Origin of the sequence: Streptomyces sp. NRRL F-2580, from assembly GCF_000720115.1 — a bacterium.
GTDB lineage: Bacteria > Actinomycetota > Actinomycetes > Streptomycetales > Streptomycetaceae > Streptomyces.
Map to the genome: position 1 here is coordinate 134440 of NZ_JOIR01000010.1, position 23929 is coordinate 158368.

25 protein-coding genes and 4 tRNA genes are annotated in these 23929 nt (G+C 70.6%); 22 read left to right on the forward strand and 7 right to left on the reverse strand.

From position 1 onward, the window contains the following. Positions 1-29: 29 nt before the first annotated feature. The 5 genes from IF88_RS0112375 (at position 30) to IF88_RS0112395 (ending at position 5169) form a co-directional block, all read left to right on the forward strand. A complete protein-coding gene (locus tag IF88_RS0112375; protein WP_030710255.1) occupies positions 30-1583 on the forward strand; it encodes an NADH-quinone oxidoreductase subunit M in 1554 nt (517 codons plus the stop codon). Continuing rightward, positions 1580-3121: an NADH-quinone oxidoreductase subunit N gene (locus IF88_RS0112380; protein ID WP_030710257.1), complete on the forward strand. Its 1542-nt coding sequence runs from the start codon at positions 1580-1582 to the stop codon at positions 3119-3121. Before IF88_RS0112375 ends, IF88_RS0112380 begins: the two co-directional genes overlap by 4 nt. A 216-nt stretch (positions 3122-3337) precedes the next feature. Then, complete coding sequence (htpX, locus tag IF88_RS0112385; protein ID WP_030710259.1) at positions 3338-4201, forward strand: zinc metalloprotease HtpX; 864 nt, start codon at positions 3338-3340, stop codon at positions 4199-4201. Beyond that, positions 4198-4590: a YccF domain-containing protein gene (locus IF88_RS0112390; protein WP_030710262.1), complete on the forward strand. Its 393-nt coding sequence runs from the start codon at positions 4198-4200 to the stop codon at positions 4588-4590. The genes htpX and IF88_RS0112390 overlap by 4 nt, the downstream gene beginning before the upstream one ends. Positions 4591-4644: 54 nt before the next feature. Continuing rightward, the gene (locus IF88_RS0112395) at positions 4645-5169 is read left to right on the forward strand and encodes an SMI1/KNR4 family protein (protein ID WP_030710263.1); all 525 of its coding nucleotides are present in this window, start codon (positions 4645-4647) and stop codon (positions 5167-5169) included. Here IF88_RS0112395 and IF88_RS0112400 read toward each other — a convergent pair. Both IF88_RS0112400 and IF88_RS0112405 read right to left on the reverse strand, forming a co-directional pair. Then, positions 5153-6442, reverse strand: coding sequence for an APC family permease (locus IF88_RS0112400; RefSeq protein WP_420710945.1), 1290 nt, complete (start codon positions 6440-6442; stop codon positions 5153-5155). The genes IF88_RS0112395 and IF88_RS0112400 overlap by 17 nt on opposite strands. Before the next feature lie 144 nt (positions 6443-6586). After that, positions 6587-7075, reverse strand: coding sequence for a YajQ family cyclic di-GMP-binding protein (locus IF88_RS0112405; protein ID WP_030009008.1), 489 nt, complete (start codon positions 7073-7075; stop codon positions 6587-6589). A gap of 199 nt (positions 7076-7274) precedes the next feature. Between IF88_RS0112405 and IF88_RS0112410 the strand changes: the two genes are divergently transcribed. After that, a tRNA-Tyr gene (locus IF88_RS0112410) sits at positions 7275-7356 on the forward strand. Positions 7357-7466: 110 nt separating this feature from the next. On the opposite strand, the gene IF88_RS0112415 is transcribed toward IF88_RS0112410, so the two are convergent. Continuing rightward, positions 7467-8627, reverse strand: coding sequence for a hypothetical protein (locus tag IF88_RS0112415; protein WP_158754360.1), 1161 nt, complete (start codon positions 8625-8627; stop codon positions 7467-7469). A gap of 590 nt (positions 8628-9217) precedes the next feature. Between IF88_RS0112415 and IF88_RS0112420 the strand changes: the two genes are divergently transcribed. Further along, positions 9218-9658 carry a DUF3574 domain-containing protein gene (locus IF88_RS0112420; RefSeq protein WP_030710271.1) on the forward strand — a complete coding sequence of 147 codons (441 nt, stop codon included), beginning with the start codon at positions 9218-9220 and terminating at the stop codon, positions 9656-9658. Positions 9659-9701: 43 nt separating this feature from the next. Here the strand turns inward: IF88_RS0112420 and IF88_RS0112425 are convergent, their stop codons facing one another. Together IF88_RS0112425 and IF88_RS0112430 are read right to left on the reverse strand one after the other, a co-directional pair. Next, positions 9702-10358, reverse strand: coding sequence for an SDR family oxidoreductase (locus IF88_RS0112425; RefSeq protein WP_030710273.1), 657 nt, complete (start codon positions 10356-10358; stop codon positions 9702-9704). Between the two features lie 53 nt (positions 10359-10411). Continuing rightward, complete coding sequence (locus tag IF88_RS0112430; RefSeq protein WP_030710275.1) at positions 10412-11680, reverse strand: amidohydrolase family protein; 1269 nt, start codon at positions 11678-11680, stop codon at positions 10412-10414. A gap of 452 nt (positions 11681-12132) precedes the next feature. Between IF88_RS0112430 and IF88_RS0112435 the strand changes: the two genes are divergently transcribed. From IF88_RS0112435 to IF88_RS40240, 10 genes are all read left to right on the forward strand, one after another. Continuing rightward, a tRNA-Thr gene (locus IF88_RS0112435) sits at positions 12133-12205 on the forward strand. Positions 12206-12253: 48 nt separating this feature from the next. After that, a tRNA-Met gene (locus tag IF88_RS0112440) sits at positions 12254-12326 on the forward strand. A gap of 88 nt (positions 12327-12414) precedes the next feature. After that, the gene (gene rpmG, locus IF88_RS0112445) at positions 12415-12579 is read left to right on the forward strand and encodes a 50S ribosomal protein L33 (protein ID WP_003956487.1); all 165 of its coding nucleotides are present in this window, start codon (positions 12415-12417) and stop codon (positions 12577-12579) included. 141 nt (positions 12580-12720) lie between these two features. Next, positions 12721-13173 (forward strand): MaoC family dehydratase N-terminal domain-containing protein, encoded by a 453-nt coding sequence (locus IF88_RS0112450; RefSeq protein WP_030710277.1) that lies wholly within the window; start codon positions 12721-12723, stop codon positions 13171-13173. 1 nt (position 13174) lies between these two features. Next, the gene (locus tag IF88_RS0112455; protein ID WP_030710279.1) at positions 13175-13603 is read left to right on the forward strand and encodes a MaoC family dehydratase; all 429 of its coding nucleotides are present in this window, start codon (positions 13175-13177) and stop codon (positions 13601-13603) included. A 432-nt stretch (positions 13604-14035) separates the two neighbouring features. Continuing rightward, positions 14036-14605: a TetR/AcrR family transcriptional regulator gene (locus IF88_RS0112460; protein WP_030710281.1), complete on the forward strand. Its 570-nt coding sequence runs from the start codon at positions 14036-14038 to the stop codon at positions 14603-14605. 80 nt (positions 14606-14685) lie between these two features. Further along, entirely contained in the window at positions 14686-16137 is a 1452-nt protein-coding gene (locus IF88_RS0112465; RefSeq protein WP_051836773.1) for an MFS transporter, read from the forward strand. Between the two features lie 111 nt (positions 16138-16248). Next, positions 16249-16647: a DUF3291 domain-containing protein gene (locus tag IF88_RS0112470; protein ID WP_030710285.1), complete on the forward strand. Its 399-nt coding sequence runs from the start codon at positions 16249-16251 to the stop codon at positions 16645-16647. Next, the gene (locus IF88_RS0112475; RefSeq protein WP_078892860.1) at positions 16644-17759 is read left to right on the forward strand and encodes a UDP-N-acetylmuramate dehydrogenase; all 1116 of its coding nucleotides are present in this window, start codon (positions 16644-16646) and stop codon (positions 17757-17759) included. The genes IF88_RS0112470 and IF88_RS0112475 overlap by 4 nt, the downstream gene beginning before the upstream one ends. Before the next feature lie 16 nt (positions 17760-17775). Further along, complete coding sequence (locus tag IF88_RS40240) at positions 17776-18192, forward strand: hypothetical protein (protein ID WP_030710289.1); 417 nt, start codon at positions 17776-17778, stop codon at positions 18190-18192. On the opposite strand, the gene IF88_RS0112485 is transcribed toward IF88_RS40240, so the two are convergent. Then, a complete protein-coding gene (locus IF88_RS0112485; protein WP_030710291.1) occupies positions 18182-19201 on the reverse strand; it encodes an adenosine deaminase in 1020 nt (339 codons plus the stop codon). The genes IF88_RS40240 and IF88_RS0112485 overlap by 11 nt on opposite strands. A gap of 222 nt (positions 19202-19423) precedes the next feature. After that, complete coding sequence (locus tag IF88_RS0112490) at positions 19424-20650, reverse strand: pyridoxal phosphate-dependent aminotransferase (protein WP_030710293.1); 1227 nt, start codon at positions 20648-20650, stop codon at positions 19424-19426. A 248-nt stretch (positions 20651-20898) separates the two neighbouring features. Between IF88_RS0112490 and IF88_RS0112500 the strand changes: the two genes are divergently transcribed. The 5 genes from IF88_RS0112500 (at position 20899) to rplA (ending at position 23774) form a co-directional block, all read left to right on the forward strand. After that, positions 20899-20971: transfer RNA gene (locus IF88_RS0112500), tRNA-Trp, on the forward strand. A 106-nt stretch (positions 20972-21077) separates the two neighbouring features. Then, positions 21078-21359, forward strand: coding sequence for a preprotein translocase subunit SecE (gene secE, locus IF88_RS0112505; protein WP_030710294.1), 282 nt, complete (start codon positions 21078-21080; stop codon positions 21357-21359). 84 nt (positions 21360-21443) lie between these two features. Continuing rightward, positions 21444-22358 carry a transcription termination/antitermination protein NusG gene (gene nusG / locus IF88_RS0112510; RefSeq protein ID WP_030710296.1) on the forward strand — a complete coding sequence of 305 codons (915 nt, stop codon included), beginning with the start codon at positions 21444-21446 and terminating at the stop codon, positions 22356-22358. 164 nt (positions 22359-22522) lie between these two features. Beyond that, positions 22523-22957: a 50S ribosomal protein L11 gene (rplK, locus tag IF88_RS0112515; protein ID WP_030710298.1), complete on the forward strand. Its 435-nt coding sequence runs from the start codon at positions 22523-22525 to the stop codon at positions 22955-22957. An 88-nt stretch (positions 22958-23045) separates the two neighbouring features. After that, positions 23046-23774, forward strand: coding sequence for a 50S ribosomal protein L1 (rplA, locus tag IF88_RS0112520; RefSeq protein ID WP_030710300.1), 729 nt, complete (start codon positions 23046-23048; stop codon positions 23772-23774). The last annotated feature ends 155 nt before the right edge of the window (positions 23775-23929 follow it).

Genomic DNA, 23929 nt, shown 5'->3' on the forward strand with positions numbered 1-23929 from the left:
CAGCCGTGATTGATATCAGCCCGTCCGTGATGCAGTTCCTTCTGGCGTTCACCATGGCCGCACCGCTCCTCGGCGCCGTCGCCGCGCTCCTGCCGGCCCCGCCCGGCCTCAAGGGCCGCAGCCCCGAACAGGCCGTGCTCCGCCACGGCGTGACCGTGACCGGAGTGGTCCTCGCCGCGGCGATCGCCCTCACCCTGGGCTTCGACCACGACGCCCCGTCCCGCTTCCAGGCGACGACGGACATCAGCTGGATCCCGGCGCTCGACGTCCGGATCCACCTCGGTGTCGACGGCATTTCGCTCCCCCTCCTCCTGATGACCGCGCTGCTCTTCTTCCTCTGCGCGCTCTACAGCTACTTCAAGCTCCCCGCGGGCCCCTCCCCGAAGGCCTTCGTCGCGCTGCTCCTCGTTCTCGAGTCCGGCACCCTCGCGACCTTCGCCGTCCTCGACCTGCTGCTCTTCTTCCTCGCCTTCGAGATGGTCCTCATCCCGATGTACTTCCTCATCGCCCGCTGGGGCGGTGCTCAGCGGCAGGCCGCCGCCTGGAAGTTCATCCTCTACACCCTCCTCGGCTCCGTGGTCATGCTGCTCGGTCTGCTGCTGATCGGACTGAAGAGCGGCACATTCGACATGGTGGCACTGGCCACTGACAACGGCCGCGAACTCACCCACACCACCCAGCTGCTGGCCGTCCTCGCCATCGGCATCGGCCTCGCCGTGAAGACCCCGATGTGGCCGCTGCACAGCTGGCTGCCGGACGCGCACACCGCCGCCCCGACCGTCGGATCCGTCCTGCTGGCCGGCGTCCTGCTCAAGATGGGCACGTACGGGTTCGTCCGCATCCTGCTCCCCGTCACCCCCGACGGCATGGCCACCTTCGCCCCCTACCTGGGCGCCTTCGCCGCCGTCGGCATCGTCTACGGATCGCTCGCCTGCCTCGCGCTGGCCCGCAAGGGGAACAAGGGCGACCTCAAGCGCCTCATCGCGTACTCCTCCGTCGGCCACATGGGCTTCGTCCTCCTCGGCATCGCGTCCATGACCCCCACCGGAGTCAACGGCGCCCTCTTCGCCAACATCGCCCACGGTCTGATCACCGGCCTCCTCTTCTTCCTGGTCGGTGCCCTCAAGGACCGCTACGGCACCGCCGACCTCGACACCCTCGCCGGAGCCACCGGCGCCGCCCTCTACGGCCGCGCCCCCCGCATGGGCGCCCTCCTCGCCTTCGCCGCCGTCGCCTCTCTCGGCCTGCCGGGCCTGGCCGGCTTCTGGGGCGAGATGCTGGCCCTCTTCGGCGCCTTCGACCCCGCCGAGGGCCTTTCCCGCCCCGCCTTCCTCACCTACATGGCCATCGGCGCGTTCGGCACCCTGCTCACCGCCGCCTACCTGCTGATCGTCGTACGACGCGTCTGCATGGGAGACCCCAAGGCCGGCCCCGAGCTCACCGTCGCGGACATCCAGCGCTACGAGTTCGCCGCCTGGACCCCCCTCGTCGCCCTCACCGTCCTCGCCGGCCTGTGGCCCGCGGTCCTCCTCGGCCTCACCGACCCGGCCGTCCAGAAGCTCCTCGCAGGAGGCAACTCATGACGGCCCTGACGGTCCTCGCCGCCGAGACCCCCAGCCTGGTCCAGTCCGTCGACTGGCTCGCCATCGCACCCGTGGTGATCACCGCCGCCGTCGGCCTGCTCGTCCTCGTCGCCGACCTCTTCGTGCCCGAGCGCAGCAAGCCGGTCCTCGGCTGGATCTCGGTGGCCGGCCTGGCCGCCGCGACCGCCACCCTGCTGCCGCTGCGCGCCGGCGACCGCACCACCTTCTGCCTGACCGGCGACCCGGCGGCCTGCAGCTACGTCGCCGACCACTTCGCGCTCGTCATCCAGTTCCTGGTGCTGGTCGGAGCCCTCGTCACCGCGCTGCTGTCGGTCACCGCCGTCCGCGACACCCGCATGCCCGCCGGCGAGTACTGGTTCCTGCTGCTCTCCTCCGCCGCCGGCGCGGCCCTGCTGCCCGCGTCCCGCGACCTCGCCACCCTGATCGTCGCCCTCGAAGTCGCCTCGCTGCCCGCCTTCGCCCTCGTCGGCATGCGCCGCGGCGACCGGCTCTCCTCCGAGGCCGCCCTCAAGTTCTTCCTCTCCTCCGTCACCGCGACCGCCGTGTCGCTGATGGGCGTCAGCTTCGTCTACGCCGCCACCGGCTCCCTGCACCTCACCCAGGTCGCCGACCGCCTCGAAGACGTCCCCGGGCAGCTCGACACCCTCGCCATGGCCGGCGTCGCGCTCACCCTCGTCGGCTTCGCCTTCAAGACCGCGGCCGTCCCCTTCCACTTCTGGGTCCCCGACACCTACGTCGGCGCCCCCCTGCCCATCGCCGGCTACCTCTCGGTGATCGGCAAGGCCGTCGGCTTCACCGGCCTCATCCTCGTCACCGTGATCGCCTTCCCGGCGTACTCCGACATCTGGGGCCCGGCCCTCGCCGTCCTCGCCGCGCTCACCATGACCGTGGGCAACGCCGGCGCGCTCCGCCAGTCCGCCGACCGCCCGAACAGCGCCGTACGGCTGCTCGCCTGGTCCTCCGTCGGCCAGGCCGGCTACCTGCTGGTCCCGATCGCCGCGGCCGCGTACTCCGGCCGCGACCAGATCGGCTCCACCGTCGCCTACGCCCTGATGTACGCCGCCGTGAACCTCGGCGCCTTCGCCGTGGCCGCCCTCGTCGCCCGTACGAAGCCGCTCCACCGCATCAGCGACTACCGGGGCCTGTACGCCGAGCGCCCGCTGGCCGCCCTCTCGCTGGCCTTCTTCCTGCTCTGCCTGGCGGGCCTGCCGCCGGGCATCATCGGGCTCTTCGCCAAGGTCACCGTCTTCCGGTCCGCGGTCGACGCGGGCCTGGGCTGGCTCGCCGTGGTCATGGCCGTCAACGTCGTCATCGCCCTCTACTACTACCTGCGGTGGACCGCGCTGCTCTTCCGCGGGCCGGAGGGCGCCGAAGCCGCCGAGGGCGCGCGGACCCGTACGAAGGCCCCCTGGCCGGTGACGGCGGCCATCATCGTCACCGCGATCACCGCCGTCGTGCTCTCGGGCGCCCCGCAGCTGGTCCTGCGCGTCGCGTCGGGCAGCCTCTTCGCGCAGTAGCCGTACGCCGCCGGACCCGCCCCTCACCCGTACGGGGCAAGGCCCGCCGCGGTCCCGCCGCCCCTCGGGAAGGGGCGGCGGCGGGCGGCCGCCCCCGTGCGCCCTGGGAACCAGACGCCCTCACCTCGCGTTGACCAGGAAGGGAGGGTCCACTGGACCGTAGACCCTCAGACCCATGACGGGGCTCCCCCTGCCGCACCACTTGGAGGGCGTACCGTGCACCGCCGGCACAACGGGCTCAAGACCGCCGTACTCCTCGGCGGGCTGTCCGCACTCATCATCCTCATCGGAAGCTTCTTCGGACGGACCGGCTTGATCGTCGCCGTCGTCATCGCCCTGGGGACGAACGCCTACGCGTACTGGAACAGCGACAAGCTGGCTCTACGCGCGATGCGCGCCCGCCCCGTCAGCGAGTTCGAAGCGCCCCAGCTCTACCGCATGGTGCGCGAGCTCTCCACGTCCGCGCGCCAGCCCATGCCACGCCTCTACATCTCGCCCACCGAGGCCCCCAACGCCTTCGCCACCGGCCGCAACCCGCGCAACGCCGCGGTCTGCTGCACCGAGGGCATCCTGCGCATCCTCGACGAGCGCGAGCTGCGCGGGGTCATCGGCCACGAGCTCAGCCACGTCTACAACCGCGACATCCTGATCTCGTCGGTCGCCGGCGCCCTCGCTTCGGTGATCATGTTCCTGGTGAACTTCGCCTGGCTGATGCCGGTCGGTCGGTCGAACGACGACGAGGGCCCCGGCCTCCTCGGCATGCTGCTGATCATGATCCTGGGCCCGCTGGCCGCCTCCGTGATCCAGCTCGCCATCAGCCGCTCGCGCGAGTACGAGGCCGACGCATCCGGCGCCCAGCTCACGGGGGACCCGCTCGCCCTGGCCAGCGCCCTGCGCAAACTGGACGCGGGCACCAAGCAGCTCCCGCTGCCGGCGGAGCCCCGGCTGGAGACGGCGAGCCACATGATGATCGCCAACCCGTTCCGTCCAGGTGAGGGCCTTTCTAAGATGTTCTCCACACACCCTCCGATGGCCGAGCGCATCGCCCGGCTCGAACAGATGGCAGGCCGCCGCCAATGAAGACAATCCTGAACGTCATCTGGCTCATCCTGAGCGGCATCTGGCTGTTCCTGGGATACCTCCTCGCAGGCGTGCTGCTCTGCATCACCATCATCGGCATCCCCTTCGGCATCGCAGCCTTCCGCATCGCCGTCTACGCCCTCTGGCCCTTCGGCTACACCACCGTCGAGCGCCACGACGCCGGCGCCGGCTCCTGCATCGGCAACGTCCTGTGGCTGGTCCTGGCCGGCTGGTGGCTGGCCCTGAGCCACATCGTCACGGGCATCGCCCTCTGCATCACGCTCATCGGGATCCCCTTCGGCATCGCCAACTTCAAGATGGTCCCGCTCTCCCTGCTCCCCCTGGGCCGCGAAATCGTCCCGACGGACGCCCCGTTCGCCTCCCGCTGACCGGGTTATCCACAGGGCGAGCGGGCTGTCGGTGGGGTGCGTCACCATGAACGCATGAACGAGACCGAGCAGTTGCTGGAGCAAGTCACCGACCGTGCGCGCAACTCCGCGCACGGGCACGGAAGGCCCTTGCCCGCGCCGTTGGGCAGCGGAGAGATCACCCGGGCCGAGGGCATACTCGGCTTCGCCCTGCCCCCGCTGCTCACCGCGTTGTACACCCGCGTCGGCGACGGCGGATTCGGCCCCGAATGCGGACTGCTGCCGCTGAGCCAGACCCTCCGGAGCTACGAGGCGCACCGCGCGTCCGGCTGGCGCTGGCCCGAGGGCGTGCTGCCGATAGCCGACTTCGGCTGCACCATGTACGCCTGCGTGGACTGCCGCTCCGAGACCGCCCAAGTGCTGCTGTTCGACCCCAGCCTGGGGGAGCCGGACCTCGCCTGGTCCGTCGACACCCCGAGCCTGGCCGGCTGGCTGCGCGGCTGGCTCGACGGCACCGCCTGGTTCTGCGAGGAGTCCGGCCTGGGGGAGGACTGCGACCTGGAGCTGGAGCCCTGGACCGAGTTCAGATCGCGGATCTGAAGCGGCTCCGCACCCCGTAGGCCAGCGCGCCGAGCGCCAGCACCGCCGCCCCCGCCACCGCCGACGCGAGGGGCAGCGCGCACGCCAGCACCACACAGCCGGACAGTCCGACCGCTGCCACGGCCCGCCCCTTGACACCTGAATCGAGAGTCCAGGCGGAGGCGTTCGCGATCGCGTAGTAGACGAGCACCCCGAAAGAGGAGAAACCGATCGCGCCCCGCAGATCGGCGGTGGCCGCGAGCACCGCCACGACCGCACCCACTGCCAGCTCCGCATGGTGCGGCACCTGGTGCCGGGGATGTACGGCGGCCAGCGCGCGCGGGAGATGACCGTCCCGGGCCATCGCCAGCGCGGTCCGCGAAACCCCGAGCACAAGGGCCAGCAGCGAGCCCAGCGCGGCCAGGGCCGCGCCCACCCGGACGACAGGGGCCAGTTCCGGCCGGCCGGCCGCCCGGACCGCGTCGGCGAGCGGGGCCGCCGACCGAGCCAGCCCGTCCGCACCGAGCACCGACAGCGCCGCCACCGCCACCGCGGCGTACACCAGCAGCGCGATCCCCAGCGCGAGCGGCACCGCCCGCGGGATCGTCCGTTCCGGGTCGCGCACCTCCTCGCCCAGGGTGGTGATCCGGGCGTAGCCCGCGAAGGCGAAGAACAGCAGACCGGCCCCCTGCAACAGCCCGGCGGCGTCCCAGTCCGAGCCGCTCAGCCGCCCCGCCCCGGCCGCACCCGAGGTCAGGCACACCACGACCACCCCGGCCAGCACCGCCAGTACCGCCGCCACGATCACCCGGGCGATCCGGGCGGACTTCTGCACACCGCCGTAGCTCGCGGCGGTCAGCGCCACCACCGCCGCGACGGCCACGGCGTGCTGCCGCCCGGGCCAGACGTACGCGCCCACGGTGAGGGCCATCGCCGCGCAGGACGCGGTCTTGCCGACCACGAACCCCCAGCCGGCCAGATGGCCCCAGAAGGGCCCGAGCCGCTCGCGCCCGTAGACGTACGTGCCGCCCGAAGCCGGGTAGCGGGCGGCGAGCCGCGCCGAGGAGTGCGCGTTGCAGTAGGCCACGAGGGCCGCCAGGGCGAGCGCGGCGAGCAGCGCACCGCCCGCAGCTCCCGCCGCGGGGGCGAGGGCCGCGAAAATGCCGGCGCCGACCATCGCGCCGAGCCCGACGACGACGGCGTCGGAGACGCCCAGGGTGCGCTTCAGCTGTTCCACGGGCGGAGGGTAACCCGGCTGGATGACGCCCTCCCGGCCGGGGAGCGGCGTCCGCATCCGCTCCCAGCCCTCCAGGGCGGTCAGACAGGCGTGGTCGAGGTGGCGCACACGCCCGGCACACACCTCCGCACCCCGCACACGCCGCGGCCCGGCGGTCGTGAGGACCGCCGGGCCGGCGTGGTGGCAGGTCTCGGACCTGGGTCAGCGGTAGTTCACGAACTGGATCGCGAAGTCCAGGTCCTTGCCCTTGAGCAGCGCCTGGACCTCCTGCAGGTCGTCACGGCTCTTGGAGCTGACGCGCAGCTCTTCGCCCTGGACCTGGGCCTTGACGCCCTTGGGACCCTCGTCCCGGATGATCTTCGCGACCTTCTTGGCGTTCTCCTGGGAGATGCCTTCCTCGATCGTGGCGAAGATCTTGTACTCCTTGCCGGACAGCTGGGGCTCGCCGGCGTCCAGCGCCTTGAGCGAGATCCCGCGCTTGACCAGCTTGGTCTCGAAGACGTCGAGGACGGCCTTCACGCGCTCCTCGGAGTTCGCCTCCATCAGGATCTTCTCGCCGGACCAGGCGATCGTGGCGCCGGTGCCCTTGAAGTCGTAGCGCTGCGAGAGCTCCTTGGCGGCCTGGTTGAGGGCGTTGTCGACCTCCTGCCGCTCGACCTTCGAGACGATGTCGAAACTGGAGTCGGCCATGTGCTGTGGCTCCTTGAAGTCGGTTTGATCACCCCGGAGGGCGCGGCCGGACATCCCCGGCCCGCTCGGCAAAGCCTAGCCACCGCACCCACCCGCATCGCTGATCAATCCGGTGGCGAAGCACCCCCGGTCATCAGGTATCGTTTACGTCGTTGCCAGGGAGCGCCGCCGCAAGGCGGAAAAAATGGCAGCAACTCTTGGCGGTGTGCCCGAGTGGCCAAAGGGAGCAGACTGTAAATCTGCCGGCTCAGCCTACCCAGGTTCGAACCCTGGCGCCGCCACGCGAAAGAAGCCCCTCTGATCTGCGGAAGCGCAGACCAGAGGGGCTTCTTCGTTAACGCCGGGACCACGGGGCTACGGCCGGGCCGGCTTCAGCGCCGTGGCCGGGGGTTCAGGAGCAGCCTGCGACCGTACCGGCACAGTTCGCGGGCAGGTTCTTGATGATCTTGCTCTCCTTGAGGGTCACGACCGCGCCGGCCTGGTTGTTGATGCCGCCGCCGACGCCGGCGGCGCGGTTCTCCGCCACCGTCGAGTGCTCCAGGGTCAGCTGGGTGGTGTCGCCGCCCGCATCCTCCGCGTTGTTGATGCCGCCGCCGTCGTGCCCGGCCGAGTTCGACTCGACCTTCGTCTTCTCCAGCGTCGCGGTGCCCGCGTTGTTGATGGCGCCGCCGTCGTTGCCCGCCTTGTTGTTGGCGAGGGTGGACTGCTGGATCTCCAGGGTCCCGCCCGCGGCGTTGTTGACGGCCCCACCGTTGAGACCGGCCCAGTTCTCGATGAGCTTGGTGTGCCTGATGTTCGCGGAGCCCAGGTTGTTGATGGCGCCGCCGCTGCCGTCGCGGGCCTCGTTGTTCGTGAGGAGGCCGTGCTCGACGGTCAGCGTGCCCTCGTTCTGGATGCCGCCGCCGTCCTCGTCCGCGGTGTTGCCCGCGACGGTGCTCTTGTGGAGCGTGAGGTTGCCGTTCGCGCTGTTGCTGAGGCCGCCGCCGTCACCCGCGTCGTCCGTGGCGGACGTCGCCACGTTCGTCAGGATCTCGGTGTCGACGAGGGTGACGTCGCCGCCCTCGTTGGAGATGCCTCCGCCGACCCCGCCCGCCTGGTTGCCGGCGACCTTGCTGTCCTCCAGGCGCAGGGTGCCCGCGTTGGCGATGCCGGCGCCGTTCCCCTCAGTGCGGCCGCCGGTCACGGTGATGCCCTTGAGGGTGAGGGTGGCGCCCTCGTCCACCGAGAGCAGGCGGAAGAACGGGCTGCCGCCGCTCACGGAGCGGATCAGGGTCGAGTTGTGGCCGACGATCGCGACGTTCCCGGTGATGGCCGGCAGGGCATTACCCGAGGTGTTGCCGTAGTCGATGTCGAAGCGGTAGGCACAATCCTTGGCCAGGTTGATCGTGCCGCCGTTCGTATTCGCCTGCTCCACGGCGGTGATCAGTGCGGCCACATCGCCACAGGCGATGGTCACCTTGGTCGGCGCCTGCGCCATGGCCGGCGAAGCCGCCATGCACATGCCCACGCTCGCCACCACGGCACATCCAGCGAGTACGAGACGATTCTTCATCGATGCCCTTCCTCTCGGTTACAAGCCGGGCAGCCCTCCTGCTCCTCTCCCTGCACGTGGAGAGGAGGAGGAACCTGATCATGGAGCCCGGCAAGACGGTACGAGTGGTATCGCTCGCGACGGGTCATCTCCCGCACCCTGGTCCGGACGCTCTGAGATTCCATTCGAATGGCGGTCGCCCGTTCGCCCCCGGCCCTGCGCAGCAAAGCCCCGCCCACGTCGATTCCGGGGGGCGGTCGCGCGAAGAACTCACAGGGCCCCAGGGCGGCGACATCCATGGCCCAGCACGGTGGCACCGACGGCGTCCGCGGGCGATCCCAAGCCGCCGGACCAGCAGAGCGCCAAGGTGGCCGAGACCAAGAAGCACGGCCACGAACGGCCCCGCCGGGCGTCACCTCGGTGAGCTCCCGCAGGGTAGGGCGGTCGGCGGCGACGGCGGCCGGGGCGGCGGTCCGGTGGCTCCCGTGGTTCCCGTGGCGTACCCGCTCATCGTTCCACCTGCCAGAAGCCGTCCCGCGCCCGACGACCCGGGCCGGGCGGGCTTCTCGCCGTCGCCCGCATCGTCGCGGGCTCCTGTTCGTTCACCGGGGGTGAAATGGACATCTGGCACACGGGGGAAGATCGGCGGCGGGGTGCTCGTCGCCCTGCTCGGCGCGGGGATTCCGGCTCTGATGGGAGCGGCCCTGCACACGCACGTGGGGGAGCCGTACCAGGAGACCCGGCTGTACTTCGGCACCGAACGCCCCGACGGCCGCGGGCCCATCGTGGAGCGGGAGTTCATGCGGTTCCTGGACCAGGAGATCACCCCCGCCTTCCCCGAGGGGCTGACGCTCCACGACGGGTACGGCCAGTGGCGCGGCAAGGACGGCAAGGCCATCCGCGAGACCTCGTACGAAGTGGTCCTGCTGTACCCCGAGAAGGAGGCCGGCGAGCGTAGCACGCGCATCGAGCGGATCCGGCAGGTCTACGAGGACCGGTACCAGCAGGATTCGGTCGGGCGGTCCGACGACAAGGTCAACGCCGGGTTCTGAGGCGCCGCCTGAATTCCCGTCCGGGCGGGCGTCCGAGCGACGGTCAGTTGCCCGCCACGTCCTTGACGGCCACTTGGACAGGGGTCGAACCGGAGACCAGCTCCAGCGTCAGCCCCGCCGTCGCCGGGGTCTCGATCAGCTCGGCCAGCACCGCCGCCACGTCGTCGCGCGGGACGGCCCCACGGCCCGTCTGTGCCTCCAGCCGGACCAGCCCCGTCCCGGCGTCGTCGAGCAGCGAGCCGGGGCGCAGGACCGTCCACTCCAGGCCCAGCCGGGTCCGTACGTGGTCGTCCGCCTCGCCCTTGGCCCGCAGATAGGCGTCGAAGACCTCGTCGCCCTCGTGGTGCGCGTCCGCGCCCATCGACGACACCATCAGGAAACGGCGCACACGGGCCCGTTCGGCCGCATCGGAGAACAGCACCGCCGCGCCCCGGTCCACGGTGTCCTTGCGGCCGATGCCGCTGCCGGGCCCCGCGCCGGCGGCGAACACCGCCACGTCCGCGCCGTGCAGGATCCCCGCCACGTGCTCCACCGAGGCCGACTCCAGGTCGCAGAGCACCGGCTCGGCGCCCGCCTCCCTGAGGTCGTCGCCCTGTGCCGGATCGCGGATGATGCCCGCGACCTCGTACCCGCGCGCGGCGAGCAGGCGCTCCAGCCGCAGCGCGATCTGACCGTGTCCACCCGCGATGACGATGCGCATGACCCGACCGTACGACGAGCCGGACGCCCACGCCCGCGAACGCACGGCGAACTTCAGGGACCGGGCTCCGTACGGCCCTGCCGGGGCAGGTCGAGCGCCACCGCGACCGCGGAGTCGCAGTACTCCCGTACGGCACTCGTACGGGCTACCACCCGCCCGCGGTGGATCACGATCCGGCTGTAGGCGAGGGACAGCACGCCCGCGATCCGGTCCCCACGCACGGCGAGCAGCTCCGCGGGGAAGCCGGCCTCCACCCGCACCTCCGGAAGGCCCATGGCCTCGCGGGCACAGGCGCTGACCGAGTCGTAGGCCTCGCCCGCCCGCAAACCGCCCTGGGAGGCCAGCAGGTACGCGGCCTCCAGCGGGTCGCCGCGGCCGACGGGGTTGCCAGCGTCCCTGAGGGCCCCGCTGCCGGCCGCGACGCGTACGCCGGCGGTCCGCAGCAGCCGCACGGGCGCGGTGCGCAGGCCGCGGCGTTCCAGGGCCGCGCAGTCGCCCTGGGGCAGGCAGGTCACCCGTACGCCCGCCGCCGCCAGTTGGTCGGCGGCGCGGGCCGCCGCGTCCAGCGGGAGCCGGGACAGACCGCCGCACGGCCCGATGGTCACCCCGGGGCGCAGCCCGCCCGCCATCGCGGCGAGCCGGGAGAGGCGGCCGGGATCGTCACCGTCCGTGTGCAGGTCCACGGGGCAGCCGTGCTCGGCGGCGAGTTCCAGGACGGCTTCGAGGAAGCCCGTCGGGTCCGGGTCCAGGTCCGGGCAGCCGCCGATCACGGAGGCGCCCATCTTGACCGCGTCCCGCAGCATGGCGAGCCCGTCCGCGCCGGCCACCCCGGTCAGCAGCCGGGGTACGGCCACGGCGGTGAGGTCGGTGAGCCCGCGCAGGGAGCGGCGGGCCTGGAGCACGGCCTCCATGGGGCCGATGCCGTGCACGTCGCCGATCCGCACGTGGGAGCGCACGGCGGTGGCGCCGTGGCCGAGTTGGAGCAGGGCGGCCTCCGTGGCCCGGCGCTGGACCTCGTCGGGGGTGTACGAGACGGGGCCCTCGCCGTCGGCGGTCAACGCGGTGTCCCCGTGGGCGTGGGGCTCGGCGGGGGCGGGGAGCAGCAGGTAGCCGCCCAGGTCGACCCGGGAGAGCGCGGGGGAGGGGAGGCTGCCCGCGGTGCCGACGGCCTGGATCCGGCCGCCGCTGAGGCGGACGTCGACGGTCCGGCCGTCGGTGAGGCGGGCTCCGGCGAGCAGCAGGGTGGTGGCCTCGGCTGCGGCCGCGTTGCCGTTGCCATGGCGGGGGGCTCGGAACGGCTGCTGCGGCTGGCTGTCGGACATCGCGCTCCTGCGGTGGCTCGGGCGGTTCCTGGGCCCCGGCCGCGGCCCACGGCCCAAGATCACGCAGCGTGCTCAGAGCCTAGGGCGCGGCGCACCCCGCTTCACGGAAGAGCGCAATAGTCGTACCGGTGTGGTGCCCGTAGCCGGGGGGTCTGGTGCTCGGGTGCGGTGGAGGACGCCCGTACGTGGTCCCCCGTGTGTGCCTCCCGATGGGTCGGGGCCGTCCTCGTGTGGTGTCCGTGCGGTGTGCGTGTGGTGCCCGTGGGTGCCCGTGTGCCATGTGATGCCCGCGGGGCGCCCGCGCGGATGTGAGACGGCACACATTCCGGCTGAAAAGTGGGGTGGGAGTGGTCGGTGGGTTGATCGAGAAGGGCCGCGCGACCCCCTCGGAGCCCGGTCCCCGCAAAGGATTTGGGCGATCGGCGGGCAACCGTGTAATGTCTTCATCGCTCGCCCCAATAGCTCAGTCGGTAGAGCGTCTCCATGGTAAGGAGAAGGTCTGCGGTTCGATTCCGCATTGGGGCTCTGGTGAGAGAGGCCCCCCACCCTCGGGTGGGGAGCTGATCACATCAAAGCGGCGTAGCTCAGTCGGTAGAGCAAGCGGCTCATAATCGCTGTGTCACCGGTTCAAGTCCGGTCGCCGCTACACACAGTAGCCGATTGCGGGGTCGGTCTCCCGGTCGGCTACTCTTGTATGCGTTCATCCGTCCCAATTTCCGTCAAGGAGCACTCACGTGGCTGCCACCGACGTCCGCCCGAAGATCACGCTGGCCTGCGTGGAGTGCAAGGAGCGGAACTACATCACCAAGAAGAACCGGCGTAACAACCCGGACCGTCTTGAGATGAAGAAGCACTGCCCGCGCTGCAACTCGCACACCGCGCACCGCGAGACCCGCTGACCCCAGCGAAGTCTCGAATAACAGGCACCGTCATGAGGTCGTCCCCTTCATTGGGGGCGGCCTTGTGTCGTTTCCGTGCCCGCCTTTGTCTTTCTTCTTGTTCTCGTGTCTTTCGTGTCCCTTCAACAGGAGGTAGTGAGCATGGCTCTCGACCAGTCCTTCGTGGGGCGGAGCTACCCGCCCACCGATCCGTACGAGGTCGGCCGGGAGAAGATCCGCGAATTCGCGGTTGCTGTGGGTGACGCCAATCCCGTCTACACCGACCCCGAAGCTGCCAAGTCGTACGGCTACTCCGACGTGATCGCGCCGCCGACTTTTGTGTTCGCCATCACTTTCAAGGCGGCGAGCCAGGTCATCGAGGACCCGCAGCTGGGGCTGGACTACAGCCGAGTCGTGCACGGCGACCAGAAGTTCGCGTACTCCCGCCCGGTGCGCGCGGGTGACCGGCTCTCCGTGACCTCCACCATCGAGACCGTGAGGTCCATGGCGGGCAACGACATCATCGACATTCGCGGTGAGGTCCACGACGAGACCGGCGAGCACGTGGTGACGGCGTGGACGAAGCTCGTCTCCCGCGCCCCCGAGGAGGCCTGACATGGCAGCGCAGATCCAGTACGCCGACGTCGAGGTCGGCACCGAACTGCCGGCGGCGTCCTTCCCCGTGACGCGCGCCACGCTCGTCCAGTACGCCGGCGCCTCGGGTGACTTCAACCCGATCCACTGGAACGAGAAGTTCGCCAAGGAGGTCGGACTGCCGGACGTGATCGCACACGGCATGTTCACCATGGCCGAGGCGATCCGTGTGGTCACCGACTGGGTGGGCGACCCGGGTGCGGTCGTCGAGTACGGCGTGCGCTTCACCAAGCCCGTCGTGGTCCCGAACGACGAGCGGGGCGGCCTGATCGAGGTCACCGGCAAGGTGGCCGCGAAGCTGGACGACAATCGCGTCCGCGTCGACCTGACGGCCATGAGCGCGGGTCAGAAGGTCCTGGGCATGTCCCGCGCGGTGGTCGAACTGGCCTGAGGCTGGGCGGCCGTCGGGGGGAGGCGGCGGGCGGGGTTTCCCGTCGGTCCCATCGTCCTCCCGTGGCGGGTCGGTCCCTTAAGGGCGCTCCTTCGTCGCGTCGCTTCGCGATGGCCTTCGGCCCCCCTTGACCGACCGACCCGCCACGGAAACACGAAGACAGCCGGGAAACCCCCAGGAGAACGGGCCGGGCCCCTTCTTTCAGGAGCGGCCACGTCGGTGGCCTTCGGGCCGGGTTCCGGTGCGCGTCACATCGCTACGCGCTTCGCGCGTCCAAGCGTCTGCCGGCCGTCCTGGGCTGCGCATAAGCCGCCATCCATCGCTACATGCTCCCCTCGGCTCAGCGGCCGGCGGTCGTCTTTCCCGCCAACCGGAGCCCCCTGCAGGGCCGTCCTCTTGACTTAGTTAGTGATTGAGCACTAACTTTGAGCCATGGCAAGGATGAGTGCAGATGAGCGGCGGGAGAGCGTTATTCGTGCGGCGATGCACGAGTTCGCGCGTGGGGGCTACTACGGGACCTCCACCGAGGCGATCGCCAAGCGGGTGGGTGTCTCGCAGCCGTATCTCTTCCGGCTCTTCCCGAACAAGCCCGCCATCTTCCTCGCCGCGGCCGAGCGCTGTATGAGGGATACGCGGGCGGTCTTCGCCGAGGCTGCCGAGGGGCTGCACGGCGAGGAGGCCACCCATGCCATGGCGAACGCCTACACCCGGCTGATCGCCGAGGATCCCGACAAGCTCCAGATGCAGCTCCAGATGTACGTCACCGTCGCCGCCGCCGAGGCGGCCGGGGACCATGAGCTCGGCGAGCTCGTGCGCAAGGGCTGGATGGAGCTCTGGGACACGGTCCACGTGCCCTTCGGCGGGGACGTCGGCGAGACCACGACCTTCATGGCGTACGGGATGTTGATCAACACCCTCGCCGCCATGGGGTTCCCGCCCGAGCACCGGGTCTGGGAGGGTCTCTACCCGTCGGCCCGCGCCAAGGGGCGCCTGGAGAAGTGAGGGCGCGCGAGATCGGCTCGCGCGCATTTCCATGGGCAGGAAAGTTAGTCAGCAATAACTAACAAGTCGCAGGGGGAATCGTGAACACGCAGGACACGGACACCAAGCTCCGGGGGCCCGCCATATGGGCCCTCATCCTCACCGGCACGGCCAGCTTCATGGCCGCGCTCGACAACCTGGTCGTCACCACCGCCCTCCCCGCCATCCGCGAGGACCTCGGCGGCCGGCTGGAGGACCTGGAGTGGACGGTGAACGCGTACACGCTCACCTTCGCCGTCCTCCTGATGTTCGGCGCCGCCCTCGGCGACCGCTTCGGCCGCCGCCGGCTCTTCATCGCCGGTCTCGCGGTCTTCACCGGCGCCTCCGCCGCTGCCGCGCTCTCGCCCGGCATCGACGCGCTCATCGCCGCCCGCGCCGTCCAGGGCGTCGGCGCCGCGGTCATGATGCCGCTCACCCTCACGCTGCTCACCGCGGCCGTACCGGCCGCCCGGCGCGGCATGGCCCTCGGGATCTACGGAGCCGTCACCGGCCTCGCCGTCGCCAGCGGGCCCCTGATCGGCGGCAGCCTCACCGAGCACATCTCCTGGCAGTGGATCTTCTGGCTGAACGTCCCGATCGGGCTGGCGCTGATACCGCTCGCCCGCCTGCGGCTCGCCGAGTCCACCGCCCCCGGCGCCCGGCTCGACATCCCCGGCACCCTGCTCATCAGCGGTGGCCTCTTCGGCATCGTCTACGCCCTGGTCAACGCCAACTCCGAGGGCTGGACCAGTGCCCCCGTCCTCACCGGCCTGATCGTCGGCGCCGCGCTCGTCGGCGGCTTCATCCACCACGGCTTCAACAACGCCAACCCGATGCTCCCCATGCGGCTCTTCCAGAACCGCGGCTTCCTCGGGATCAACATCGCCAGCCTGCTGATGTTCCTGGGCATGTTCGGCTCGATCTTCCTGCTCAGCCAGTTCCTCCAGGGCGTCGCCGGCTACTCGCCCACCGAAGCCGGCCTGCGCATGCTCCCCTGGACCGGCATGCCGATGATCGTCGCCCCGCTGGCCGGCATCCTCTCCGACCGCATCGGCGGCCGCCCCGTCGTCGCCGCCGGGCTCGCCTTCCAGGCCCTCGGCCTCGGCTGGTTCGCGGCGGTCCTGAGCACGGACGTCTCGTACGCCGCCCAGCTGCCGCCGCTGATCCTCAGCGGGATCGGCATGGCCCTCTACTTCGCCCCCTCCGCCAACGTCCTGATGTCCACCGTGGCCCCCGCCGACCAGGGCAAGGCCTCCGGCACCAACAGCGCCCTGCGCGAGGTCGGCGGAGCCCTCGGTGTCGCGGTCCTGGCCTCGGTCTTCTCCGCCCAGGGCGGCTACGAATCCCCGCAGGCCTTCACCGACGGCACCGTCCCCGCCCTGTGGATCGGCGCCGGCGCCGTCGCCCTGGCCGCCGCCTTCGCCCTGCTCCTGCCGCGCCGGCCGAAGCCCTCCGCGGTCCCCGCCGCCGTCGACGAGGTCGCACCCCTCCAGAAGGTGCCCGCCGCCGGCTGACCGCGCCCGACCCCGCTCGCCGGCCGGGGCCCGTGCGGGAGGAGGCCGGGAGAACCGCAGCACCGCCCGCGCACGAAGATCCGTACGCATCATCGCGAAGGAGCGCCCGCCATGCCCGACATCCCCTGGTCCACCCCCACCCAGGCGGCCCCCGACGCCGAGGTCTACGTCATGGCCTCCCGCTTCGAGACCGCCACCCTCGCCGGCGCCGTCAGGTTCTTCCTCAAGGCCCCCGGCATCGTCCTGCAGATCCGCAAGGCTCCCGGCGCCCACGGGGTCGCCCTGCGGGCCCGGGTCCTGCGGCGCACCTTCCTGACCCTCTCCGCCTGGGAGGACCGGGACGCGCTCTACCGGTTCGCGGGGAGCGAGCCGCACCGGTCCAGCTCCCGCGCGGCCGCCGCGTTCATGAAGGAATCGGCCTTCACCTTCTGGACCGTGCGCGCCGACGAGCTGCCCATCGGCTGGCAGGAGGCCGAGCGCCGGCTGGCCGAACAGAAGGCCGCCTCGTGAGTCACGGTCCGTGGCCCCGCAGGGATGCGAGGGACACGGACCGTACTCTTGTCCACGTGCAGGAACTCCACGACGCCCCCCTCGCCCCGCTGACCACCTTCCGTCTCGGTGGCCCCGCTGCCCGCCTGGTCACCGCGACCACCGACGCCGAGGTCGTCGCCGCCGTGCGCGCCGCGGACGAGAGCGGCACTCCGCTCCTGGTCATCGGTGGCGGCAGCAACCTGGTCATCGGTGACAAGGGCTTCGACGGCACCGCCCTGCGCATCGCGACCACCGGCTTCGTCCTGGACGGCACCACCCTGGAGCTCGCCGCCGGCGAGAACTGGAGCGACGCCGTCGCCCGCACCGTCGAGGCCGGCCTCGCCGGCATCGAGTGCCTCGCCGGAATCCCCGGCTCGGCCGGTGCCACGCCCATCCAGAACGTCGGGGCGTACGGCCAGGAGGTCTGCGACACGATCACCGAGGTCGTCGCCTACGACCGCACCAGCGGCGAAACGGTCACCCTGAGCGCCGCCGAGTGCGCCTTCCGGTACCGCAACAGCACCTTCAAGGACCAGCCCGAGCGCTACGTCGTCCTGCGCGTGCGCTTCGCCCTGGAGGACGCGGGCGGTCTGTCCGCGCCGGTCAAGTACCCCGAGACCGCCCGCGCCCTCGGCGTCGAAGCCGGCGACCGCGTCCCGGCCGCCACCGCGCGCGAGACCGTGCTGCGCCTGCGCGCGGGGAAGGGCATGGTCCTCGACCCGGCCGACCACGACACCTGGTCGGCCGGCTCCTTCTTCCACAACCCGATCCTGACCGACGAGGCGTACGCCGCCTTCCTCGCCCGCGTCCAGGACCGCCTCGGCCCCGACACCGCCCCGCCCGCCTACCCCGCGGGCGACGGCCGTACGAAGACCAGCGCCGCCTGGCTGATCGACAAGGCCGGTTTCACCAAGGGCTACGGCACTGGCCCCGCGCGCATCTCCACCAAGCACACCCTCGCCCTCACCAACCGCGGCGAGGCCACCACCGAGGACCTCCTCACCCTGGCCCGCGAGGTCGTCGCGGGCGTCCACGCGGCCTTCGGCGTCACCCTGGTCAACGAGCCGGTGACGGTCGGCGTCAGCATCTGAGGAGCCCCGGCCGCCCATGCTCTGTCCCCTGCACGGGGCCGGTACGGACCCCACCCGTCTCGTGGGGCGCACGCTCAGCAGAGTCGTCGCGTCCTGGCACATCAGCGACGGCGAACGCTCCGAGGCGCCCCTCGACGTCTGGCTGATCGACAGCGTCGGCGACACGATCCGGATCACCACCGGGTCCGACCAGTGCCTAATCGTCGAGTCCGCCCCGCCCCACGAGCCGTACGACATGGGGGAGTGGGGCCGCATCGAGGTCGGCGAGGACCTCGGCGACCACCCCTTCCTGCGCCACCTCGGCGAGACCGTCGCCTCGGTCGCCGAGTTCGCGCTGCCCGAGCAGGGCCGCACCCACCTGGAGATCGGCTTCCAGGACGGGCGCCGGGTGCGGGCCGACTGCTACGAGGGGGACCTGCGGCTCACCCGGTGAGCCAGTGGTCGATCCCGGCCAGCAGCTTCTCCTGTACGTCGGCGGGCGCGGCCGAGCCGCGGACGGACTGCCGGGCCAGCTCGGCGAGCTCCGGGTCCGTGAAACCGTGGTGGCGGCGGGCGATCTCGTACTGGGCCGCGAGCCGGGACCCGAACAGCAGCGGGTCGTCCGCGCCCAGCGCCATCGGCACCCCGGCCTCGAAGAGGGTGCGCAGCGGGACGTCCTCGGGGCGCTCGTACACCCCGAGGGCGACGTTGGAGGCCGGGCAGACCTCGCAGGTGATCTGGCGGTCGGCGAGCCGCTTCAGCAGCCGGGGATCCTCCGCGGCCCGTACGCCGTGCCCGATGCGGGCGGCGAGCAGATCGTCGAGGCAGTCGCGGACCGAGGCCGGGCCGGTGAGCTCGCCGCCGTGCGGGGCGGCGAGGAGGCCGCCCTCGCGGGCGATGGCGAAGGCCCGGTCGAAGTCACGGGCCATGCCGCGGCGCTCGTCGTTGGAGAGCCCGAAGCCGACGACCCCGCGGTCGGCGTACCGGACAGCGAGGCGGGCCAGGGTACGGGCGTCGAGGGGGTGCTTCATGCGGTTCGCGGCGATGAGGACCCGCATGCCGAGGCCGGTCTCGCGGGAGGCCGCGTCGACGGCGTCGAGGATGATCTCGACGGCCGGGATCATGCCGCCGAGCAGGGGGGCGTAGGAGGTGGGATCCACCTGGATCTCCAGCCAGCCGCTGCCGTCCCGTACGTCCTCCTCCGCGGCCTCGCGCACGAGGCGGCGGATGTCGTCGGGCTCGCGGAGGCAGGAGCGGGCGGCGTCGTAGAGCCGCTGGAAGCGGAACCAGCCGCGCTCGTCGGTGGCGCGGAGCTTCGGGGGCTCGCCGGCGGTGAGCGCGTCCGGGAGGCGCACGCCGTACTTGTCGGCGAGCTCCAGGAGGGTCGATGGTCGCATCGACCCGGTGAAGTGCAGGTGGAGGTGGGCTTTCGGCAGAAGCGTGAGATCGCGTGCGTGCTCCATTGGTTGATCCTGCCGTACCGCTGCGCTTGGCGGGAGGGGGTTTTACCTTTTTTGGGGGCTTGCCCGAACGCGAGAGCGGGGCGTGTGTGTGGGGTGCCCGGCGCTGCCCGGCCCCGCGCCTCGATCGTCGGCGGGGCTGGAGAGTGCGGCCGGCGCCGTGAACGGCCGAGCGGCGCCGCCCCCGTCGGGGTGGCGCCGCTCGGACCTTTGCTGCGGGCCGCTCTAGGCCTTGGCCTCCGCCAGGAGCTTCTGGATGCGGGAGACGCCCTCGACCAGGTCCTCGTCGCCCAGTGCGTAGGACAGGCGCAGGTAGCCCGGGGTGCCGAAGGCCTCGCCGGGGACGACCGCGACCTCGACCTCGTCGAGGATCAGGGCGGCGAGCTCGACGGAGCTCTGCGGGCGCTTGCCGCGGATCTCCTTGCCGAGGAGCGCCTTGACCGAGGGGTACACGTAGAACGCGCCCTCGGGGGTCGGGCAGACCACGCCCTCGATCTCGTTCAGCATCCGCACGATCGTCTGGCGGCGGCGGTCGAACGCGGTGCGCATCTCGTGCACGGCGTCCAGGTTGCCGGAGACGGCGGCCAGCGCCGCGACCTGGGCCACGTTGGAGACGTTGGAGGTGGCGTGCGACTGCAGGTTCGTCGCGGCCTTGACCACGTCCTTCGGGCCGACGATCCAGCCCACGCGCCAGCCGGTCATCGCGTACGTCTTGGCGACGCCGTTGACGACGATGCACTTGTCGGCCAGCTCGGGGACGATCGCCGGGAGGGAGACGAACTTCGCGTCGCCGTAGACGAGGTGCTCGTAGATCTCGTCGGTGAGGACCCACAGGCCCTTCTCGGCGGCCCAGCGGCCGATCGCCTCGGCGTCGGCCTCGGAGTAGACGGCGCCGGTCGGGTTGGACGGGGAGACGAAGAGGACGACCTTGGTGCGCTCGGTGCGGGCCGCTTCGAGCTGCTCGACGGAGACGCGGTAGCCGGTGGTCTCGTCGGCGACGACCTCGACCGGCACACCGCCGGCGAGACGGATGGACTCCGGGTAGGTGGTCCAGTACGGAGCCGGGACGATGACCTCGTCACCCGGGTCCAGGATGGCAGCGAAGGCCTCGTAGATCGCCTGCTTGCCGCCGTTGGTCACCAGGACCTGCGACGCGTCGACCTCGTAGCCGGAGTCGCGGAGCGTCTTGGCGGCGATCGCGGCCTTCAGCTCGGGCAGGCCGCCGGCCGGCGTGTAGCGGTGGTACTTCGGGTTGCGGCAGGCCTTGACCGCGGCCTCGACGATGTAGTCCGGGGTCGGGAAGTCGGGCTCGCCGGCACCGAAGCCGATCACCGGGCGCCCGGCGGCCTTGAGGGCCTTGGCCTTGGCGTCGACGGCGAGGGTGGCGGACTCGGAAATGGCGCCGATACGGGCGGACACCCGGCGCTCGGAGGAAGGCGTTGCAGAGGTCATGCGAGCAATCGTCCCAGACGGCAAAGAAGCGCCGCACACCGTTTCAGTCATCGGACCGGACCCGCACGGGACATGGGACGGACACTCACGGACACCCCGCCGGACGGCGACCGGAGCATGTCAGCCCGGGTGCTGTTCGACGTCAGGGCCCAGTTCACGTACACTCACCTGTCGTTGGACCTCGCCAGTCGCTGCAAAGCGTGAGCACTCCGTGCACTCGCCCGGATGCGGTAGGTTGGGGGACGCAAAGGGTCGTAGCTCAATTGGTAGAGCACTGGTCTCCAAAACCAGCGGTTGGGGGTTCGAGTCCCTCCGGCCCTGCTCCACACTCCTTCTCGGATGTGTGTGCGCAGGTACGTACTTAGATGCAACGCCGTGCGGCGCAACCGGGCGCGGTACGGCCACGACCCGGATTCAGGTGAGAGACGTGACGGACGCCCTGGGCTCCATCGACATGCCTGACGCCGAGGACGAGACGCGCGAGAAGAAGGCCCGCAAGGGCGGCAAGCGCGGCAAGAAGGGCCCTCTGGGCCGGCTCGCGCTTTTCTACCGCCAGATCGTCGCGGAACTCCGCAAGGTTGTCTGGCCCACTCGCAACCAGCTCACGACGTACACCTCCGTGGTGATTGTCTTCGTCGTCATCATGATCGGTCTGGTGACCGTGATTGACTATGGGTTCCAGGAAGCCATCAAGTTCGTCTTCGGCTGATCCCCGCGGAGGGCGGCGCCTTGATGGGTGCCGCCCGTTTTCGCATGTTCCACCACCTTTTGTATCCAGGAAGAAGCAGCCACCGTGTCTGACCCGAACCTGAACGCGAGCCACGACTCCGTCGAGTCCGTCGAGGACGAGCTCGACATCGTCGAGGCGGCAGACGCTGTGGACCCCGATGAGGCCGAGCACGCCGACGCCAAGGCGGGTGTCGCCGCCGAAGAGGCCGCGCTGCACGTCGAGGGCGAGATCGAGGACGACGCCGAGATCGAGGACGACGCCGAGGTCGAAGAGGCCGCCGACGAGGTCGAAGAGGACGTCGAGGCCGAGGCCGGCGACGAGGAGGCCGAAGAGGCCGCCCCGGTCGAGCCCGCCGAGCCCGTGGACCCCGTCCAGGCCCTGCGCGACGAGCTTCGCCTGCTTCCCGGCGAGTGGTACGTGATCCACACCTACGCCGGCTACGAGAAGCGCGTGAAGGCCAACCTGGAGCAGCGCGCCGTCTCGCTGAACGTCGAGGAGTTCATCTACCAGGCCGAGGTGCCCGAGGAAGAGATCGTCCAGATCAAGAACGGCGAGCGCAAGAACGTCCGGCAGAACAAGCTGCCCGGTTACGTTCTCGTCCGCATGGATCTGACGAACGAGTCCTGGGGCGTCGTGCGCAACACGCCTGGCGTCACCGGCTTCGTCGGCAACGCGTACGACCCGTACCCGCTGACCCTGGACGAGATCGTCAAGATGCTCGCGCCGGAGGCCAAGGAGAAGGCCGACAAGGCCGCCGCGGAGGCCGCCGGTCTGCCGGCGCCCGCCGTCAAGCGCACCATCGAGGTCCTGGACTTCGAGGTCGGCGACTCGGTCACCGTCACCGACGGCCCGTTCGCGACGCTGCAGGCGACGATCAACGAGATCAACCCCGACTCGAAGAAGGTCAAGGGCCTCGTCGAGATCTTCGGTCGCGAGACCCCGGTCGAGCTCAGCTTCGACCAGATCCAGAAGAACTGATCTTCTGAGACAACGCTTCCGGACAGGTCAGATCGCCCCGTAAAGGGCGGTCTGACCTGCTCGGTTTTCAGCCCCGCACCGATACCCGTTATCGTGGTGCGGTATGCCTCCATCCGGATGACCGGTTGGCGGCGAAAAACTCTCACTAGGACCCGGAGAGAGCAATGCCTCCCAAGAAGAAGAAGATCACGGGGCTCATCAAGCTCCAGATCAAGGCCGGTGCGGCCAACCCGGCTCCGCCGGTCGGCCCCGCGCTCGGTCAGCACGGCGTCAACATCATGGAGTTCTGCAAGGCCTACAACGCCGCGACCGAGTCGCAGCGTGGCATGGTCGTGCCGGTGGAGATCACGGTCTACGACGACCGCTCCTTCACCTTCATCACCAAGACTCCGCCGGCCGCGCGCCTCATCCTGAAGCACGCGGGCGTGGAGAAGGGCTCCGGCGAGCCCCACAAGACCAAGGTCGCCAAGCTCACGGCCGCCCAGGTCAAGGAGATCGCCGAGCTGAAGATGCCCGACCTGAACGCCAACGACATCGACGCCGCCGTGAAGATCATTTCCGGCACCGCGCGCTCGATGGGCATCACCGTCGAAGGCTGATCCAGCCCCCTCCAGCACCACCAGTGGTAGGACCAAGCGCTGGTCCGCACCACGACTCCACGCCTGAAGAAAACAAACAGGAGCAGAAGTGAAGCGCAGCAAGACTCTCCGCGCTGCGGACGCCAAGGTCGACCGGGAGAAGCTGTACGCCCCGCTCGAGGCCGTCCGTCTCGCCAAGGAGACCTCCGCGACCAAGTTCGACAGCACCGTCGAGGTCGCCTTCCGCCTGGGTGTCGACCCGCGCAAGGCCGACCAGATGGTGCGTGGCACCGTGAACCTCCCGCACGGCACCGGCAAGACCGCCCGGGTCCTGGTCTTCGCGACCGGTGACCGTGCTGCGGCCGCGGAAGCCGCCGGCGCCGACATTGTCGGCGACGACGAGCTGATCAACGAGATCGCCAAGGGCAACCGCCTGAACGAGTTCGACGCCGTTGTGGCCACCCCGGACCTCATGGGCAAGGTCGGCCGCCTCGGCCGCGTGCTCGGTCCCCGTGGCCTCATGCCGAACCCGAAGACCGGCACCGTCACGATGGACGTCGCGAAGGCCGTCACCGAGATCAAGGGTGGCAAGATCGAGTTCCGCGTCGACAAGCACTCGAACCTGCACTTCATCATCGGCAAGGTCTCCTTCTCCGATGAGCAGCTGGTCGAGAACTACGGCGCGGCCCTCGACGAGATCCTTCGTCTGAAGCCGTCCGCCGCGAAGGGCCGCTACATCAAGAAGGCCGCCCTGAGCACCACGATGGGTCCCGGCATCCAGCTGGACTCGAACCGCACCCGGAACCTCCTCGTCGAGGAAGACCCGGCTGCTGTCTGAGCCTGACGGCTCGCTGAGTGGCTGAACGGGCCCCTCGCCCCCTTCACAGGGTGGCGAGGGGCCCGTTTCCGTGTTTCGGGCCACATGTCCCCCGATACAGGCGTAATGGGGGCGAGATCCGGCCGAGGGGGCACGTAGGGCCGCCCTGAATTCGA